Raw genomic sequence first — 17753 nt, forward strand, 5'->3', positions numbered from 1 at the left:
GCTGCGTGGATAACAAAACAGCCACATTTTTGCATTCAGGAGGAAACAGTATGACGAATAAAAAGCGCCTGTTGGGGGTAACGCTTGCCCTTGGTCTGGGACTGGTTGCCACATCGGCACTGGCAGCAGATAAAATCAAGATCGGTGTGTCTATCCCGGCGGCGACGCATGGCTGGGCCGGTGGCCTGAACTGGCACGCCCAGGAAGCCGAAAAGGATTTGGAAAAGGCGTATCCGAACCTGGATTTCATTATTGCCACGGCCAAAAACCCGACCGAACAGGCCAATGACCTGGAAGATCTGGTATCGGTGCAAAATATTGATGGCCTGGTGATTTTGCCGTTTGAATCCGACCCGCTGACCATTCCGGTCCAGCAGGTAAAGGAAGCTGGCAAATTCATTACGGTTGTTGACCGTGGCCTTTCGCAGCCGGGCATCGAGGATATTTACGTTGCCGGTAACAACAGCGCCCTTGGCGAACAGGCGGGTGAATATCTGAAAAAACGCCTGGATGGCAAAGGCAAGATTGTGGTTTTGCGTGGCCTGCCCACCACGGTTGATGATGAACGTGTCGAAGCGTTCAATGCATCGATCAAGGATAGCGATATCGAAGTTCTGGACATGAAATATGCCAACTGGAACCGCGATGATGGCTATGAAGTCATGCAGGACTTTTTGTCGCGTTTCCCGGAGATTGATGCTGTCTGGGCGCAGGATGACGATATTGCGCTTGGCGTGATCGAAGCCATCAAACAGGCCGACCGTACGGACGAAATGTTTGTTGTTGGCGGTGGCGGGATGAAGGACATCATCAAACGGGTTAAGGATGGCGACAAGCTGACCCCGATTGATGTGCTGTATCCGCCGGCAATGATTGCAACGGCAATGGGATTGACCGCGCTGAAATTTGAAACCAAGGCCGCGGTTGAAGGGCGTTACATTTTGGGGGCAACCACCGTTACCCCGGAAAATGCCGATAAATTCTATTTCCCGGATTCACCTTACTGATTTTGTCATCCCGGCACCCTAGAGGGTGCCGGGAAACCCCCGTTTGCGCGATTTTGCCGGTGATTTTGCCGGTGTAACGCAAAGGCGGGAAAGCCCACCAAAAAATAAAGGGACCAGCATGAAAACGCTTAAGGGACCCGCGCTGTTTCTTGCGCAGTTTGCCGGGGATGAAGCCCCGTTTAACAATCTGGACAATATCGCCCGCTGGGCTGCCAGCCAGGGATATAAGGGGGTTCAGATTCCAAGCTGGGACAGCCGCCTGATTGATCTGGAGCGCGCGGCCACCAGCCGGGATTATTGCGATGAAATTCACGGCACACTGGCGCAGCATGGTTTGTCCCTGACGGAACTTGCCACCCATTTGCATGGCCAGCTTGTGGCGGTTCACCCGGCCTATGATGCCATGTTTGATGGTTTTGCCGACCCGTCGGTGCGCAATAACCCCACGGCCCGGCAGGAATGGGCGTGCCGCCAGATCGAACTGGCCATTCAGGCATCGGCCAATCTGGGACTTGGCAATATGGGGTCTTTTACTGGATCGCTGGCATGGCCCTATATTTACCCCTGGCCGCAACGCCCGGCGGGTTTGATTGAAGCGGCCTTTGACGAACTTGCCAAACGCTGGCGCCCGCTTTTGGATCGTGCCGATCAGGCCGGGGTTAATATTTGTTATGAAATTCATCCCGGCGAGGATGTGTTTGACGGCGTTACCTTTGAAATGTTCCTGGATCGCCTGGATGGGCATTCGCGTTGCAACATCCTGTACGATCCCAGCCATTTTCAGCTTCAGATGCTGGATTACCTTGATTTCATCGATATCTATGCCGACCGCATCAAGATGTTTCACGTCAAGGATGCCGAATTTAACCCCAGTGGCAAACAGGGTGTTTATTCGGGCTTTCAGGGCTGGGTCGGCCGTGCCGGGCGGTTCCGTTCGCTGGGCGATGGGCAAATTGATTTCGGGGCGATTTTCTCGAAATTGACAGCCCTTGATTTTGACGGCTGGGCCGTGCTGGAATGGGAATGCGCCTTAAAACACCCCGAAGATGGCGCGCGCGAAGGGGCGGAATTTATTCGCAACCACATCATTCGCGTTACCGAACATGCCTTTGACGATTTCGCGGGCAGCGGTGTTGATGATGCCACCAACCGCCGCCTTCTGGGCCTGTCGTAACCGGGAAACGGGCAGGCGCGGTATTTTGATGCGGGACTGCCTTTGCAATGTCGCCCTGCACCTTTCGGGCATTGACGGTATGGTATGCGGTGCCGTGGTGTGCGGTGCCGTGGTGTGCGGTTTTGGTTGCACCGGCAGGGCCATGCGATTGCGTGTTTGTGAGCCGAACGATGCCGGGACAATTGGCGATTGCAGCGGTTTGCTATAAAACCTTAATGATAATAAATATCTGAAAACAAGGAGATTTCGATGGTTGGACCCGCAAACGACTTTACCGCCCCGCCCCGCCGTTTGCGGTTGGGCATGGTTGGCGGTGGGCAGGGTGCCTTTATTGGTGCCGTGCATCGTTTGGCTGCGCGTATGGATAACCGTTATGATCTGGTGGCGGGTGCCTTGTCATCGCGGCCCGATGTGGCGCGGGCATCAGCGGCGGAATGTTTTATTGCCCCGGATCGTGCCTATGACGATTTTCGCGAAATGGCGATGCGCGAAGCCGCACGCGAAGACGGCATTGAAGTGTGCGCGATTGTCACCCCCAATAACCTGCATTTCCCCGCCGCAATGGCTATGCTGGATGCCGGTATTCATGTGATTTGCGACAAGCCCCTGTGCATGAGCGTTGCCGAGGGCGAACAGCTTGCCGCCAAGATCGAGGAAACCGGGCTGTTATTTGCCCTGACCCATAATTACACCGCCTATCCGATGGTGCGCGAAGCACGCGATATGGTGCGCAGTGGCAAGCTGGGCAATATCCGGCTGGTGCAGGTGGAATATCCGCAAGGCTGGCTGGCAACCCCGGTGGATAACAAACAGGCAAGCTGGCGGGCCGACCCGGCCAAGGCAGGCCCCGGCGGCGCATTGGGCGATATTGGCACCCACGCCCATAACCTGGCGGATTTTGTGACCGGGCTTGAGATTTCGGAACTGTGTGCGGACCTTTCAAGCATGGTTGAAGGCCGACAGCTTGACGATAATGTGCAGATCCTGTTGCGTTACAAGAACGGCGCACGGGGCATGCTGTGGGCAAGCCAGGTTGCGGTTGGGCATGAAAATGGCCTGAAATTGCGGGTTTACGGGGATAAGGGTTCGATCGAATGGGCACAGGAACACCCCAATCACATGCATTTCCGCCCCTTGAACGGCCAGCCCCGCCTGATGACGCGCGGTGGCCCCGGTAATAGTGCGGCAGGCGGGCGTGTGCGTGTGCCATCTGGCCATGTAGAAGGGTATCTGGAAGGGTTCGCCACCCTTTATACCGACTTTGCCGATCAGCTTTCGGCCCGGATTGACGGGCACCTGCCCAATGCCGAAGCCGGATTGGTGCCGGGCATTGCCGAAGGGCTGAATGGTATGCGCTTTATCGAGGCGGTGGTGTCATCCTCGCAGCGCGGGGCAAGCTGGACCAGCATGTGATGGGCTGATCACAACCAGAATTGCGAAGCATTTTGAACGGGCGGTGCCAATGGTGCCGCCCGTTTTATATTGGGGGTATTTGTTAGGAAGGGCGAAATGTAATGATTATGAGCTGATTGTTGAAATCGTAATGAATGTAATAAAAATTACATTACACCCCTATCTGCCTTTCCTGTTCCGATTTATAATCCCGCGCCGCTGATGGATGCGGTATTTCGGTGGAAGGAATGTTTCATGGCGACGGCACTTCTGATTATTGATGCGCAAAATGCGGTCCTGGCGGATGAGTTGCCCGCTGAGCGGCGCGCGATTGTGGATGCAGCCTTTGATGAAACGGTCGAACGGTTACGCCAGCTTCAGGTAAAGGCGCGGGCGGCGCATATTCCTGTGATCATGGTGCAGCATGATGGTGGCGACGGTGACCTTTTGGCGCGCGGTGGTGATGGCTGGCAAATCCGTGCCGAGATCGCACCACAGGATGGTGACATCGTTGTGGAAAAACGCAGTGCGGATTCCTTTTACGACACCAGGCTGGCTGAAGTGCTGGAAAGGCACGGTATCCGCCATTTGGTTGCCGGTGGCTGCATGTCGCAATATTGCGTTGATACGACACTGCGCCGGGCTGTTTCGCTGGGATATGATGTGACACTGGTGGGTGATGGTCATACCACGTCCGACACTGCCAGCCTGCGCTTTGACGATATTGTGCGTCATCACAATGAAACGCTGAATAATTTCCGGGCGGGAAAAAGTTTTATCCGGGTGAAGAAGGCCGCCGATATTTCGTTTGCCAGCTAAACTTGTTGGCAGACTTTAATTAAGCCGGACCGCCAAATAAAAAGCCCGCAGCGGGATAGACGGCTGCGGGCCTTTTCTTGACGACCTGACAGCCGGTATCAGACCGGATTGGCGCGAGTGGTGATTTCGGCGGGTTGCTGGTCATCGGCCAGGTTTTCATAGCCAAAGCGCGCAGCGGCAATGCCGGTCAGTTCGCGGATGGTGGTGATTTCGGCATCGCTGAATTTGGGTTTGTAATAGCTTGGCGCATGGATGGTCGGTGCGACTTCATCGATGATGGCACCGGCATTTTCCATAGCGACATGGGCAAAAAGCTGTTCAAGCTGCGTGCGCGGATTGGCAACAAAATCCTCGTAGCGGACAACAAGGGTGGCGTCACGCAATTTCGGATTGATCGACAGGCGATCCGCCAGGAAATGGTGCAGATTGGCCCAATATTGTGCCCAGCCTTCAACCTCGCGGCCTTCCTGCCAGAGGGCGGAAATCTGTTTTGTGGCGTGGGTGTCGCCCACATTGATCGGGCGACGGTCCATGCCAAATTCATAATGGCCGACACGCTGCATATGTGCCAGCGCCCGTGGGTTGCCAGCTTCGCCCTTGCAAAACAGGGTATGCTGTTTGGCAAGGGATGCGATATGCCATAACGGATCGCGCACCGGCAGGACAAAGCGGGCATCGGGGAACATGGAAAGCAGATATTCCATGCGGGTGATCAGGTAGTTTGCCTTTGAGACATAACGCGATCCACCCCGGATCGAGATCATTTTACGGATATGGTCGCGATAGAAGTTTTCAAAGGCTTCGTTGCTGACTTCACCGCCCAGAACGTTGCTGTGATCGACCTCGTGCAGATGTTTGAAAAACGCCATCCAGATCACTTCCTCGAAGGCCTCGGGGCTTTCAGGCGTGATGTTGATGCCATCGGCATGGGTGCGTTCAACGGCGACCTGCTGGCGCGGTTTGGGTGCCAGATCGACAAACTTGTTCCACAGGTAGGGGGTGAAAACCGGCGGATAATCGCGATAGCGGTGCGTTGCGGCTGCCGGGTGTTTTGCCAGCGTTTCAAGCAGGATGGTGCTGCCCGAACGGGCAAGGCCTGCCACAAAGACCGGCTTTTCAATGGCGACATCGGAAATGGCATCGGCGGCCATTTTGGTGTCGAAATTGCCAAAGCTGATCCAGCGTTCGGGGTTGTCGGCAATTTGCCCGCTGATCCAGTGATCCCAGCCCGAAACATGAAAAGCGGCACCCTTGGACGGCTGTTGGTCGCTGGTTTGTGTCATCTTGTTCATTCGATGCGGAATCCTTTTTTAATCGCCAGGGAAACCAGGATCAGCATGACAAAGAAGGTCAGTTCCCATCCGCGGGCCCAGGACGGCCCGACAGAAATGATTTCCTGTGGCGGAAGGTCAAAACGGATCTGCTGGATGGCGGTGTCATCGGGCAGATAACCTGCCGGATTACCGATAAGGGTGTTCCACCACTGTTTATGGCCGATCACGGGGACCGGGGCCTGAAGCGGAATGACCACGTCGCTTTGACCGTTATCGGTGCTGGTCGAAACCCGGACAATCGGGCAGGCACCGCCATTTTCCGATACCGGGCGAGCGCCGATCTGTTCGACATTGGCATTTTCGGGCATGGCCGAAATGGTTGTCTGGGTGCCGGGCATGGGGCAGCTATAGCCATATTGCCCATCCAGCCAGACCAGCATTGCCAGTGCGGGCAGGGAGGCGACAACCGCCGGGATTAGGATAACACCTACAAGTTTCAGGGAATGTCCCAACTGGGCTTTTGCCAGGCGCATGCCCTCGCCAAAGTCTTCGCCGTCATCATCGGCCATGGCCTTGCGTGAATCGGCAACATCGGCTTTTACCTTTTTGATGCGCTTTTGCGGGGAGAGCACCGCATAAAGTGCCATCGAGATAATGGCGCAGATTACCGACCAGGCGATGATGCGGCCCAGCGGGCCGAGTTGGTCGGCCATAAGGGCGTCAAGCCAGTCAAAGGCGGGGGCGGGCCAGTCAAAAATTCCCATGGGACTTACCGAATTCCTGTTGGCTTATGAGCTGTGCTGATCAGATTTGGCGGTGCTGGCATGTGCCGTCTGGCTGCCAGCAGCATTTTTGCGGCGCTTGTTGCGCATCATTTTGCGGATCGGCCACATCAGCACAAAGCCAATGGCAACACCGACAGCCGCGATAACAGCCCAAAGTGCGCTGAGCAGGCTAAGACCGGCACCCGGTCCGACATAGGCCTGTGCAGGCATGGCGGTCAGAAGCGGGGTCAGTGCGATTACGGCACCGGCAATGCTTAATGTTTTAAGGGTCGGCTTCATTGGTCTTCTCCTTTCGTGGGGGAAGAAAACAGCGCGGCGCGTTCATCAGAAATGCGCTCGGCCTGTGAAACGATGGGGATTAGTTTTTCGTCGGTTTTTTCGGGGTTATCGCGGCGGATGGGGTTATAGAATTCCCATACAACGTCGCCATCCTTGTTGATCTCGAACAACCGCCCACCGGTGGATTCCGTAATCAGGGTGTTGCCATTGGGCAGGCGTTCCTGATCGGACCGGATGTCGCTATAGAAAAAGTTGTCTTTGTTGCCGTCATATTCCCAGGTGATGCCACCGGTTTTGGGATCAAACTGCAGAACGCGTGACATACCGGCTTCGGGGTCATCAAGCTGGCCCTGATTGTCAAAAAGCAGGATATCGCCATTTGGCAGAAGGTCCGGGTCATGCTGGCCCAGCCAGGAACCACGGGTCGCCCAGACGATTTTTTCCTGTTCCAGATCCAGCACTGCAATGATGCCAAGATCCCGGAAAGACAGCAGAACATCGCCTTCTTTGCCATAGGGGAAATTCTGCGCTGTTTCGGCGGTGATGACCTCGATCGTGTTGGTGTGCAGCACGTCATCCTTGGAATAATACGGCACAAAGTCGATCAGGTGGTCATAGGGTGAATTGATGATGGCATCGAGGACCGATACCTTTTTCAATTCCTTGCCTTCTGGCGACAGAACAACGGCAAAGTCATCCAGGCGCGGCGGTTTTAACTGGTTGCGGTACTGATAGGTGTTGTTGCGAAATTCCTGGGTCAGGGCATAAACCTTGCCGTCCTTATCGACGGAAAAGTCATGATGGGCGGTGCCCAGATAGCCCCAGACAACATTTGAATCCTTGTCGATCCGTGCCAGACCATAGCCATAGGGCGTGTCGCCCGCAGCGGTATATTGCACGATCAGATCGCCGTTGGGCTGCATCTTGGCGGTGTGCCAGTGCATATATTCGTCTTTTTGCGGGTTTTTGATCGGCGAGGTATCGTTATAGATTTTGCTAAACGGGGTGTTCCATTCGTGAACGATATTGCCTTTCATATCGATCAGCACGGCATGGGGGCCATCGCCCGATGAATAGAGCGTCAAACCGTTTTCAGCACGGTTTTCGTCATAGACCGTAACGCCCTTTTTGTCGTTACGTGCCGGTGCCCAGAAATCCAGGCGGCCAATATCGTTATACTGGGTTTCCTTTTCCCACAGGGCGACACCGGCAGACCACGCATTGCGCAGATATTGCGACGGCGGGACTTCGGCCAGCATAACGCCAGCGCCCACGGAAAAGCTGATAGCAGCGATGCCAACGACAAAAATGGCAAAAAAGCCACGATCACCACCATCATCCTCGGACGAGGGTGGGGTCTGGTTTTCTTTTTCTGGTGACGGCACGCCTAAAACCTCCGATTTCTTAGATGCTTGCAGGGTAATGACGGCGCTGGGCAATATTACGGCTAATCACCGGGTAAATAGGGCTTTTTGGCCGCTTTTTGCCCCCATTTCGCCAAATAGTTTAATTTTTGCGGTGTTTTACGCGGCTGTTCTTTTTTAATTTGCAGTGCATGGACACAACGCCATTTCGAGATGTTTAATCGATGTCTAAGTTTTTGAAATACGGTAAAAAATGCAGTGGCATATGCTAATATTGCATTGCAGGGCAGGGCGGCTTTATCGGCCAAAATAAAAGCCCTGCCGCCAGCGAATGGCGATGCAGGGCTTTTTGCCTTTGGGGCGGGGTAAAAACACCCGATTTTGGGTTATTTTTGCCGTTTGGGCTGATGAATGAGCGATTCTAGTGGGGGATCGGGGGTAAATTTTACCTTTTTGGTCACGATATAGGTGAAATAGCGGTCGATTCCGATGCCTGCGATCAATAAACGGTCAATCAGGCGCTGATAGGAATCGACATCGCGGCACAGAATTTTCAGCATGTAATCAACGCCGCCGCCCAGTGCGAAACATTCGATGATTTCGGGAATATCCTGAACGGCACGTTCAAAGGTGGCGAAATCCTCGTGCTGGTGATGGCGCAGGGTGACTTCGGTCAGCACCATGGTCGGGCGGGCAAGTTCTTCCAAATTGATACGGGCATGGTAGCCGGAAATAACGCCCAGATCTTCCAGGCGTTTTAACCGTTCCCAGCAGGGGCTGGGCGAAAGGTTTACCGCCTCGGCCAGTTTGACCTTGGTGATGCGCCCTTCGCGTTGCAGCGTGAGCAAGATCTTCAGATCCTGTTCATCAAGCCGGATCATGCAGGCACCACATCAGCAATGACAGCAAGGCAGTCGCCGGTTTTGATCAGCCCGGGATAATGGCGGCAGGACAGGATGCCATCGCGCGGTGCCGTATAAACCGTGGCGGGAATGCCGGTGCGTTCGGTGTCGTAAATCCGGGCAATGATATCACCCTTTTTAACGGTTTCGCCCAAATCCACACAGGGTTCAAACAGCCCGGTATTTTCGCTGGCAACAAAACAGCTGCCATCGGGCATATCCAGCATGATGCTTTGATCGGGCAGGTCAATTTCGCCGGGGATGATGCCCGCATGGATCAGGAAATTGCGCACACCACGGTCAGCAATGGCGACCCGTTCGGCCGTTGTCGCACCGCCGCCGCCCAGTTCGGTGGTAACAAAGGTTTTGCCAGCTTCTTCAACGACGGTGTCAAACATGCCGACACTGTCCAGTTCCAGCATCATCATTGAATAGGGGGCGCCAAAGGCGTGCATGGCGGCAACGCAGGCGGCTTCCTGTTTTTTATCGGCCAAAACATGGACCGCGGCAAAAGGCACGAAATCCAGCGTTTTGCCGCCTGAATGCATATCAAGGACAAAGTCCGCCTCGGGCACGAGATAGCGGAAAACATAATCGGCGATTTTTTCCGTTACCGTACCATTGGGGCGGCCGGGGAAAGTGCGGTTAAGGTTGCCCTTGTCGATTGGCGAGGTGCGCGACGCATTTTTGAAGGCCGGGTAATTCATGGCAGGCAGGATGATGATGCGCCCGGTGATTTCGGTTGCGGCAAGGCTGCTGGCCAGTTTGAACAGCGAAACCGGGCCTTCATATTCGTCCCCGTGGTTGCCACCGGTAAGCAGAGCCGTTGGCCCCGCGCCGTTTTTGATAACGGTGATGGGGATCATGACGGCACCCCAGGCGGAATCATCGCGCGAATAGGGCAGCTTTAAAAAGCCGTGAAAAACCCCGTCCGTATCAAGCGGGATGGTTGGGGTGATGGGCGAAGGATTTGTTGTCATTGGCCGTATCCTTGATTGAAAAGGCAGGGTTGCCGCGACCGTCGGCAACCCCCGTTTATCGAATGGTGAAAGGGCTGGATGACCGGCCTAGTTTTTCACAAAGAGCTGACGCGGGAAGTTGGTCAGGGTTTTGGAGCCCTGTTCCGTGATCATCAGGCTTTCGGTAATTTCAATGCCCCAGTCTTCAAACCACAGGCCCGGCATGAAATGGAATGTCATGCCCGGTTCCAGAACGGTGCGGTCGCCGGGGCGCAGGCTCATGGTGCGTTCGCCCCAGTCCGGCGGATAGGACAGGCCGATGGGGTAACCACAGCGGCTGTCTTTTTCGATGCCGAATTTTTGCAACACGCCAAAAAACGCCTTGGCGATGTCTTCGCAGACATTGCCGGGTTTTGCGGCCTCAAGCCCGGCCTGGAGGCCTTCGATCAGGGCACTTTCGGCATCCAGGAAACGCTGGTCGGGTTCGCCAAGGTAAACCGTGCGCGAAAGCGGCGCGTGATAGCGTTTGTAACAGCCGGCAATTTCAAAAAATGTGCCGGCATTGTTGGGAATGGGTTTGTCATCCCAGGTCAGGTGCGGGGCACTGGCATCGACGCCCGATGGCAAAAGCGGCACGATGGCGGGGTAATCACCGCCAATGCCCTCAACACCGACGATGCCGGTACGGTAAATTTCCGCCACCAGTTCGTTCTTCTGCATGCCCGGTTCGACGACTTCGATGATGCGTTCATGCATATATTCGACAATGCGCGCTGCCTGGCGCATATAGAATATTTCCTGTTCGGATTTTACCGCGCGCTGCCAGTTCACAAGGGCGGTGGCATCCTTGAAGGTGGCGTTGGGCAGGTGTGTTTGCAGTTGCAGATAGCAGCGGGCCGAAAAATAGTAATTGTCCAGCTCTACGCCGATATTGCGCGTGCCCCAGCCCCGGGATTCAATGATCTCGGAAAGGTAATCCATCGGGTGATGGGTGGGGTTTTGCACAAAATAGTCCGGATAGGGAATGATCCGGTCATGGGGCATGTAAACGGTGCGTTTTGCACCGTTTGAATCCTGCGACCTTCCATACCAGATGGGGTCATCCTCGATCGGAATCACGACACATTGATGGACATAAAACGACCAGCCGTCATAGCCGGTAAGCCAGGCCATGTTTGACGGATCGGTCACGATCAGAAGATCGATGCCTTTTTCCACCATGGCTTTCTTGGTTTTATCCAGCCGCACGGCATATTCTTCGCGCGTAAAATTCAATTCAACCTGGCTCATTGCAGGCCTCCAAAGCAGGGCAACGCCCTAATCAGGAAACGATCTCGGTGCCGGCATCTGATGCGTCGCATCTTTGCCGGGCGAGGGTGGCGATGGCGGTGTCCTGGACACCTGTTCCGGTCAGGTCGCAATACGTGATTTGCCGGGCGTCGCTGCGCCCCTTCGCAGATCCGGCAATGACCTGACCCAGTTCTGTCTGGCGGCTTTGGGCATCAGCCAGACCGGCATCAATGGCATGGTGAAGTTCGCCAAGGATGCGGCACTGTGCCGTATTGTCGCAGACATAAAGATCCGCCCTGGCAAACAGGGCCGGATCAATTTCGTTTTTATGTTCGGCATCCGACCCCATGGCCGTGACATGGGTGCCCGGTGCTACCCAGTCTGCCTGCACGATCGGTTCGCGGGCCGGGGTGGTGGTGACGATGATATCGGCATTTTCGCAGGCTGATTTGCCATCATCGGTGGCGGCAACGGCGATGCCGAGATCGCGGCTAAGGTCGCGGGCGGTTTTTTCCGCCTTGGCAATGTCGCGGCCCCAGATGGTGGCGGTTTTGACCGGCCGGATTCTGGTTAGTGCGGTGAGCTGCAGGCGGGCCTGAACGCCGGTACCAAAAATGGCGGCGTGGCTGGCATCGGCACGGGCCAGATGCCGGGCCGCAACACCCCCGGCAGCAGCCGTGCGGATATCGGTCAGATAGCCGTTATCTAGCAATACGGCTTCCAGCAGGCCGGTTTTGGCGGAAAACAGGTTCATCAACCCGTTAACCGACGGCAGGCCCAGTTTGGGATTATCAAAAAAGCCGGGGCTGATTTTGATGGCAAAGCTGTCCAGGCCCGGAACATAGGCGGTTTTGACATCGACTTCGCCGTTATGGTCGTCGATATCAAGGCGCAGGATGGGGGGCATTCGCACATCGCGGGTTGCCAGCGCCAGGAACGCGTTTTCAACGCAATCAATGGCGTCAAGGTCCAGCGCGATGACCTTGCGCAGGTCGTTTTCGGTCAGTATCCGGATTGTGGGCATGGTTTAATGTCCCTTTGCACGGGATGCTGGTTGGGAAAGTTCGGCTTCGCGGGCGAGGTCAACATCTTCGCCGCCAATGATGCGGCGATGCAGGCCCATATCGATATTGCAGCCGGTGCTAAGCACCACGGTACGGCCGGGATTATCGATCAATCCGGCGCGAAGAGCGGCAATGCCAACGGCGGCGGCCCCTTCGATCACCTGCTGGTCATCGACATAGGCGGCACGGATGCCATCGGCAATCTGGGCTTCGTTGACCAGCACAAAATCATCAGTCAGATCGGCGCACATATCGAAGGTGTAAATGTTGTTTTCACCAATGCCGCCCCCCAGACTGTCGGCCAGGCTGGGCCATTCGCGAACGGCGGTGGGTTTGCCTGCCTGCAGGCTTTCGATCATGGCGCAGCCGCGTTCCATCGAAATGCCGACAACCCGGATGGCGGGGTTGATCGATTTGGCCGCCAGTGCCACACCGGCCAGCAACCCCCCGCCCGAAAGCGGCACCAGAAGCGTTTCGGCATCGGGCAACTGTTCCAGGATTTCAACACCCAGCGTTCCCTGACCGGCAATAACATCGGCATGGTCAAAGGGTGGCAGCATGATCATGCCTTCATCATTCACAAGGCGATCAACTTCTTTTTGGGCTTCGTCCTGCGATTGCCCGGAAATCAGGATTTCGGCACCCTGCGCACGGATGCCTTCGACCTTGTTTTGCGGGACCAGTTCGGACATGCAAATGACGGCGCGAACCCCGGCATTGCGCGCCGCATTGGCAAGGGCACGGCCATAATTGCCTGTTGAAACACCGACAACGCCTTTGGCTTTTTCGTCGTCATTCAGGCTTAAAACTGCATTGGCCGCCCCGCGCAGCTTGAAGCTGCCGGTATATTGCTGATGTTCGCATTTCAGCCAGACGGGGCTTCCGACATGGTCAGAAAGGCTTTGGCTGGGGCGAAGGGGCGTGTGAATGACATGCCCGGCGATGCGCTTGCGGGCAGCAAGGATATCGCCAAGGGTGATCGGCTCTTTCATTGCGACCTCGTTTATCAGGCGGTTGGTGGCGTGTGGTCAAACAGGCTGCCAAAGCCTGTGACCGGTTTTTGGTAATTCATCAGGCCAAGCGCGTGCCAGATCAGGGCCTGGTTGCTGGTAATTACCGGCTTGCCCAAAAGCTGTTCGGTGCGCTGGGCGATTTCGGCTGCACGAATGGCGGTGCAGGAAATGAAAATGGCATCGGCATCGTCGCTATTGGCCTTGATGGCGGCAGCCATCAGGATATCGGGCGGAATGGCCGTCATATCCGGGTCGTTTTCAAGGCCGAAGCCCAAAACGTTTGTCAGTTCAAACCCGGCATCGGCAATGCCATGTGCAACGGTTGCCGTCACATCAAGGATATAGGGGGCGACAATGGCAATTTTTTGCGCCCCAACAGCCTGCAGGGCATTATGCGATGCCAAAAGCGGGTTGGTCACCCGGCAGCCCGGCATGCCTTCGTTGATCAAAGCCTCGATCCGGGCGGAACCATTAACCGCGGTGCCCGATGTGCAGCCAAAAATGGCAACATCAACGCCAAAGCCGGGCAGAATGGTGCGCGCGGCACGGGGCAGGTCATCGGCCATGGCGCGCAGGCTGTCAACCGTGATGGGGTTGGCATTGGCAATGCGGGTGGTAAACAGCCCGATATCGGCAGGCAGGATGCGCCGCAGGTCATCTTCGCTGTTGAAATCGGTGGCAAGTGTAATCAGGCCGACCCGGCCGGAAGGGGCGACCGGGTCGGGTTTGTAGCTTATATTGGCCAGCTCTGGTTTGATGCCGGTAAGTGCTGACATCGGATATGCTCCGTCAAAACAGTAACGTCGTTTCCAAAGCCGGAATTCCAGGGTTTCCGCCCCGGTTATGACGGGGCGGAAAACGTTCCTAGCGGAAGGCGGTTTCGGGAAGGAAGGTTGCAATCTGCGGGAAGAAAATCAGCAGAACGGCAACCAGCAACAGCATGCAGATGAAAGGCGGCGTGCCTTTGATGACTTCGGCATAGGGTCGCCTGAATATGGCGATGGCTGTGAAAATATCGCAGCCAAAGGGCGGTGTTGCCGAGCCGATTGCCACCTGCAAAGTCACCAGAGTCCCGACCAGAATGGGGTCGATCCCGGCATTATTGACCAGCGGCATGAAGATGGGGGTTAACACCAGAATGACGACAATCGGGTCGACAAACATGCAGCCAATGAAAAACGCAATCGAGATGGCAAACAGGATGGTGTAGGGACCCGCACTATCAAGCGCCAGTGCGCCAATCACGGCCTGCGGGATCTGGGCAAAGGAAATGACAAACGAGAATGTCGTACCTGCCCCGACAAGAATAAACACAACCGCCGTAATCAGCCCGGTGGAACGGGCAATTTCGAGAAGTTCCGACCATTTGACGGACCGGAAAATGACAACTTCAAGAATGATGGCATAAATCACCGAGACAGCGGCAACTTCGGTCGGGCTGACCCAGCCAAGATAGATGCCCCCCACGATCAGTACCGGGAACATGATGGCCGGACCGGCATTGACAACGGCCTTGGCGCGTTCCGCCCAGGTGCGGCGCGGGATGGTGGGGATATCGTTATGTTTGGCGTACCAGACCGAATAGGCCGAAAACAGCAGCAAAATCAGAACGCCCGGGCCAATACCGGCGATAAACAGTTCACCAATCGACACCTTGCCAACCACACCAAACACGATCATGCCGATGGAAGGCGGGATCAGAAAGGCGATGTCGCTGGCATTAATGATCAGCGCCATGGTGAAGCTGTCTTTGTAGCCCGCTTCCAGCATTTTGGGGCGCAGCGGCCCCCCCATGGCAACCACGGTGGCCTGGGTAGAACCCGAAACCGCACCAAACAGAGTGCAGCCCAGCGCCGTTGTGACGGCAAGGCCGCCACGCACATGGCCGACAAAGGTCATGGCAAGGTCGATCAGGCGGCTTGCCGTGTGGCCCTTGGTGACGATATCCGCCGCAAAAATGAACATCGGCACCGCGATCAGGGCGACCGGGCTGATGCCGCTGACCATTTGCTGAATGATGATCTGGTGCGGGATGGGCATGAAAAACGCAAAGGCAATGACACTGGCCGATGCAAGCGGAACCATCATGGGGAAGCCCAGCAACAGCAGGCCCAGCATGACGATGATGATTGTTGTACCTAGATCCATTGTTTTCCTGCCCCCTTAAAGATGCGTATCAAGGTTGTCTTCGTACGTATCCTCGACCCGGTAAGACAGGTGGACACCTGGCTTGAGAATGTTGGTCAGGGCGGCAAGAACAAACTGGATGCCGGTCACGGTCAGACCGAAGGGAACAATAAGGACCGTCAGATACATGGGAATGCGCAGCGAAGGCGTGAGGCGGTTGGTTTTGACCAGCCCGGCAACGTAATCAATTGAATAATATGCCAGAATGAACAGCAACAGGGCCGTTCCCAGGGTGACAATGATCATCAGGACTTTGCTGGCGACCGGTCCCAGCATGTCGGAAAAGGCTGACATGCGAATATGTCGCCCCATGCGCGCCGCTTCCGAAATGCCGACAAAGGTAACCAGGATGATGAGGAATGTGTTGAGTTCCTCGGAGAAAAACAGACTGGAGCTGAAGCAGAGGCGGGCAACGACATTGGCAACCGTGTTGATTGCCATGATGATGATGCTCCAGCCGAGCAACTGGCGTTCGACAACCGATAGCCAGTCGTCGATTTTTCTTAACACGTATAGCGCCGTTCGTGATTCAACGGGCGCTTCTCCGTTCGATCCAGACATACGACCTCCTTGACTTCGCGTGCGAGACATTCGTTTTGGAACGCATCACTATACGAACGGTTCCCTCCCACAGATATCAGTCTGCTTCGCGACAGAGGTCAGAATAGAAACGTGTTTGAACGGTTCAATGGAATTTATGTGTCATGACAAAATCAATACATGACATCGAAGGCGTGAACGCCGGGCATCTGTTCCATTGTATGGCGGATCTGCATTAATCCGCGATGCAGGCTTGGCGTGTCGATGGCGCCACCAACACAGACACGTATGGCGTTGGGCCGTTTGACCTTTACGGTCATGAACGGGTCGGAAATGGTGACGGCAACACCGTTTTTCCGCAATTCGGAGGCAAACCATTCCTCCTGCCAGTGTTCGGGGATGCGCACCCAGGCGGAAAGTGATGTGGGGTGATGGCGCACCACGGCATCGCCCAGAATTTCGGCAACCAGGCTTTGGCGTTCGCGCATCAGGGCGCGTTGCACGGTAACGGCCTGGGCCACCACGCCATCTTCGATCCAGCGGGCACCAATTTCGGCGATCAGGGGGGTGCCCATCCAGCCGGTTACGCGCAAAACGCTGCTGGCGCGAATCGAAAGGTGTTTGGGAACAACAAGATACCCGGTGCGCAAACCGGGCATGACAATTTTGGTCAGGCTGGAAACATGAAAGCCCAGTTGCGGGATGAAGCTGGTAATGGGCGGCAGGCTTTGTTCCAGAAGGGGGCGGTAAACATCATCCTCGATCACGTAAACGCCGTGCTGGCTGGCGATTTCGGCAATGCGTTTGCGCCGTTCCAGCCCCATCAGGCAATTGGTGGGGTTGGTGTAAATGGGGGTGATGACCAGGGCGCGAATGGCGCGTTGCTGACATTCGCGTTCAAATGCTTCGGGAATGATGCCTTCATCATCGGTTGGCAATGCGCCCAGCTTGAAACGCAGCACACTGGCTGTGCCGATCACGCCATGGTCGGTCAGGCTTTCGGTCAAAACCACGTCATCGGGCTGCACGATAGAGGCAAGGGCAATGAAAATGCCCTGTGCCGCGCCATTGGTGATGATGGTGTGGGATGGTTCCGCTGCCAGCCCCATACCTGCCAGCCATTTGACGCCAACTTCGCGGTGATAGTCAAAACCGGCAACCGGGCGGCAGCTTTCCATCCAGGGATGGTGCGGGTCATCGGCCAGGCGGCGATGAAGCTGGCGCGACAGGTCATTGTGAAAATCGGTATAGGCGGAACGGACAATCGACAGGTCGATCAGGTCAGGCTGGCGATTGTCAAGGATGAAGGACGATGCCCGGTCGGTCAGCCGTGCCTGGACAAAGGTGCCCCGCCGCCGTTCGGATCGCAGATAGCCCTGGCGTTCGACCTCCTTATAGGCCGCGCTGACGGTTTGAACGCTGACTTTCAAATGATAGGCAAGGTCGCGATGGGTTGGCATTCGGACGTCGTGGCGCAGGCGGCCAGACTCGATGTCGGTAATGATCGCTTCGACCAGCGCCTTGTATTTCGGGCCGGTATCACCACTCAGATCAGTCGTCGGTAGCCACATTTTACTCGTTCCACCCATTTGTTTTGTCGGCACCCTAACATGGCAAGGGGCGTTTTGGGTAGGGTCGTTATATTTTTGTCATGAAACAAAACACTCATTGACCTGATGCAGGAACATTTCAAAACTTCGAGCG

Annotated in this window: 18 protein-coding genes; 4 read left to right on the forward strand and 14 right to left on the reverse strand. The window is 55.7% G+C overall.

Features of this window, described 5'->3' with window-relative positions; translation table 11 throughout:
- Positions 1-50: 50 nt before the first annotated feature.
- The 4 genes from CSC3H3_RS02785 to CSC3H3_RS02805 all read left to right on the forward strand — a co-directional run bounded on the left by CSC3H3_RS02785 (position 51) and on the right by CSC3H3_RS02805 (position 4392).
- Complete coding sequence (locus CSC3H3_RS02785) at positions 51-1007, forward strand: substrate-binding domain-containing protein (RefSeq protein ID WP_101283556.1); 957 nt, start codon at positions 51-53, stop codon at positions 1005-1007.
- A gap of 118 nt (positions 1008-1125) precedes the next feature.
- Positions 1126-2181, forward strand: a complete 1056-nt coding sequence (locus CSC3H3_RS02790) for a sugar phosphate isomerase/epimerase family protein (protein ID WP_101286070.1) — start codon at positions 1126-1128, stop codon at positions 2179-2181.
- A gap of 249 nt (positions 2182-2430) precedes the next feature.
- Complete coding sequence (locus tag CSC3H3_RS02800; protein ID WP_101283560.1) at positions 2431-3594, forward strand: Gfo/Idh/MocA family protein; 1164 nt, start codon at positions 2431-2433, stop codon at positions 3592-3594.
- 234 nt (positions 3595-3828) lie between these two features.
- The gene (locus CSC3H3_RS02805; protein ID WP_101283562.1) at positions 3829-4392 is read left to right on the forward strand and encodes a cysteine hydrolase family protein; all 564 of its coding nucleotides are present in this window, start codon (positions 3829-3831) and stop codon (positions 4390-4392) included.
- A 98-nt stretch (positions 4393-4490) separates the two neighbouring features.
- Here the strand turns inward: CSC3H3_RS02805 and CSC3H3_RS02810 are convergent, their stop codons facing one another.
- From CSC3H3_RS02810 to ehuR, 14 genes are all read right to left on the reverse strand, one after another.
- Positions 4491-5684 carry a sulfotransferase family protein gene (locus CSC3H3_RS02810; protein ID WP_245881250.1) on the reverse strand — a complete coding sequence of 398 codons (1194 nt, stop codon included), beginning with the start codon at positions 5682-5684 and terminating at the stop codon, positions 4491-4493.
- Positions 5681-6430: a hypothetical protein gene (locus CSC3H3_RS02815; protein ID WP_101283564.1), complete on the reverse strand. Its 750-nt coding sequence runs from the start codon at positions 6428-6430 to the stop codon at positions 5681-5683. Before CSC3H3_RS02815 ends, CSC3H3_RS02810 begins: the two co-directional genes overlap by 4 nt.
- A gap of 24 nt (positions 6431-6454) precedes the next feature.
- On the reverse strand, positions 6455-6730 hold the full coding sequence (locus CSC3H3_RS02820; RefSeq protein ID WP_101263684.1) for a hypothetical protein: 276 nt from the start codon (positions 6728-6730) through the stop codon (positions 6455-6457).
- Entirely contained in the window at positions 6727-8115 is a 1389-nt protein-coding gene (locus tag CSC3H3_RS02825; RefSeq protein WP_101283566.1) for an arylsulfotransferase family protein, read from the reverse strand. Before CSC3H3_RS02825 ends, CSC3H3_RS02820 begins: the two co-directional genes overlap by 4 nt.
- A gap of 62 nt (positions 8116-8177) precedes the next feature.
- A complete protein-coding gene (locus CSC3H3_RS02830) occupies positions 8178-8402 on the reverse strand; it encodes a hypothetical protein (RefSeq protein ID WP_101283568.1) in 225 nt (74 codons plus the stop codon).
- Positions 8403-8480: 78 nt separating this feature from the next.
- The gene (locus CSC3H3_RS02835) at positions 8481-8975 is read right to left on the reverse strand and encodes an Lrp/AsnC family transcriptional regulator (protein WP_101283570.1); all 495 of its coding nucleotides are present in this window, start codon (positions 8973-8975) and stop codon (positions 8481-8483) included.
- A complete protein-coding gene (doeB, locus tag CSC3H3_RS02840; RefSeq protein ID WP_101283572.1) occupies positions 8972-9976 on the reverse strand; it encodes a N(2)-acetyl-L-2,4-diaminobutanoate deacetylase DoeB in 1005 nt (334 codons plus the stop codon). The genes CSC3H3_RS02835 and doeB overlap by 4 nt, the downstream gene beginning before the upstream one ends.
- A gap of 87 nt (positions 9977-10063) precedes the next feature.
- Positions 10064-11245, reverse strand: a complete 1182-nt coding sequence (gene doeA / locus CSC3H3_RS02845; protein WP_101263689.1) for an ectoine hydrolase DoeA — start codon at positions 11243-11245, stop codon at positions 10064-10066.
- A gap of 31 nt (positions 11246-11276) precedes the next feature.
- Positions 11277-12269, reverse strand: coding sequence for a cyclodeaminase (locus CSC3H3_RS02850; RefSeq protein ID WP_101283574.1), 993 nt, complete (start codon positions 12267-12269; stop codon positions 11277-11279).
- A 3-nt stretch (positions 12270-12272) separates the two neighbouring features.
- Positions 12273-13301, reverse strand: coding sequence for a hydroxyectoine utilization dehydratase EutB (gene eutB / locus CSC3H3_RS02855; RefSeq protein WP_101283576.1), 1029 nt, complete (start codon positions 13299-13301; stop codon positions 12273-12275).
- A 14-nt stretch (positions 13302-13315) separates the two neighbouring features.
- Positions 13316-14098, reverse strand: coding sequence for a maleate cis-trans isomerase family protein (locus tag CSC3H3_RS02860; protein ID WP_101283578.1), 783 nt, complete (start codon positions 14096-14098; stop codon positions 13316-13318).
- A gap of 88 nt (positions 14099-14186) precedes the next feature.
- The gene (locus CSC3H3_RS02865) at positions 14187-15470 is read right to left on the reverse strand and encodes a TRAP transporter large permease (protein ID WP_101263693.1); all 1284 of its coding nucleotides are present in this window, start codon (positions 15468-15470) and stop codon (positions 14187-14189) included.
- Positions 15471-15485: 15 nt separating this feature from the next.
- Positions 15486-16019, reverse strand: coding sequence for a TRAP transporter small permease (locus CSC3H3_RS02870; protein ID WP_245881251.1), 534 nt, complete (start codon positions 16017-16019; stop codon positions 15486-15488).
- A 203-nt stretch (positions 16020-16222) separates the two neighbouring features.
- Positions 16223-17620, reverse strand: coding sequence for a MocR-like ectoine utilization transcription factor EhuR (gene ehuR, locus CSC3H3_RS02875; RefSeq protein ID WP_101263694.1), 1398 nt, complete (start codon positions 17618-17620; stop codon positions 16223-16225).
- Between the last annotated feature and the right edge of the window lie 133 nt (positions 17621-17753).

The sequence above is a fragment of the Thalassospira marina genome (assembly GCF_002844375.1).
Lineage (GTDB): Bacteria > Pseudomonadota > Alphaproteobacteria > Rhodospirillales > Thalassospiraceae > Thalassospira > Thalassospira marina.

What these genes read in the sequence shown, in the direction of transcription:
- CSC3H3_RS02815 (WP_101283564.1), bottom strand. Translation starts at nt 6,430, where the DNA reads ATGGGAATTTTTGACTGGCCCGCCCCCGCCTTTGACTGGCTTGACGCC.
- CSC3H3_RS02790 (WP_101286070.1), top strand. Translation starts at nt 1,126, where the DNA reads ATGAAAACGCTTAAGGGACCCGCGCTGTTTCTTGCGCAGTTTGCCGGG.
- CSC3H3_RS02800 (WP_101283560.1), top strand. Translation starts at nt 2,431, where the DNA reads ATGGTTGGACCCGCAAACGACTTTACCGCCCCGCCCCGCCGTTTGCGG.
- CSC3H3_RS02820 (WP_101263684.1), bottom strand. Translation starts at nt 6,730, where the DNA reads ATGAAGCCGACCCTTAAAACATTAAGCATTGCCGGTGCCGTAATCGCA.
- CSC3H3_RS02805 (WP_101283562.1), top strand. Translation starts at nt 3,829, where the DNA reads ATGGCGACGGCACTTCTGATTATTGATGCGCAAAATGCGGTCCTGGCG.
- CSC3H3_RS02865 (WP_101263693.1), bottom strand. Translation starts at nt 15,470, where the DNA reads ATGGATCTAGGTACAACAATCATCATCGTCATGCTGGGCCTGCTGTTG.
- CSC3H3_RS02785 (WP_101283556.1), top strand. Translation starts at nt 51, where the DNA reads ATGACGAATAAAAAGCGCCTGTTGGGGGTAACGCTTGCCCTTGGTCTG.
- CSC3H3_RS02810 (WP_245881250.1), bottom strand. Translation starts at nt 5,684, where the DNA reads ATGAACAAGATGACACAAACCAGCGACCAACAGCCGTCCAAGGGTGCC.
- doeA (WP_101263689.1), bottom strand. Translation starts at nt 11,245, where the DNA reads ATGAGCCAGGTTGAATTGAATTTTACGCGCGAAGAATATGCCGTGCGG.
- doeB (WP_101283572.1), bottom strand. Translation starts at nt 9,976, where the DNA reads ATGACAACAAATCCTTCGCCCATCACCCCAACCATCCCGCTTGATACG.
- eutB (WP_101283576.1), bottom strand. Translation starts at nt 13,301, where the DNA reads ATGAAAGAGCCGATCACCCTTGGCGATATCCTTGCTGCCCGCAAGCGC.
- ehuR (WP_101263694.1), bottom strand. Translation starts at nt 17,620, where the DNA reads ATGTGGCTACCGACGACTGATCTGAGTGGTGATACCGGCCCGAAATAC.
- CSC3H3_RS02835 (WP_101283570.1), bottom strand. Translation starts at nt 8,975, where the DNA reads ATGATCCGGCTTGATGAACAGGATCTGAAGATCTTGCTCACGCTGCAA.
- CSC3H3_RS02850 (WP_101283574.1), bottom strand. Translation starts at nt 12,269, where the DNA reads ATGCCCACAATCCGGATACTGACCGAAAACGACCTGCGCAAGGTCATC.
- CSC3H3_RS02860 (WP_101283578.1), bottom strand. Translation starts at nt 14,098, where the DNA reads ATGTCAGCACTTACCGGCATCAAACCAGAGCTGGCCAATATAAGCTAC.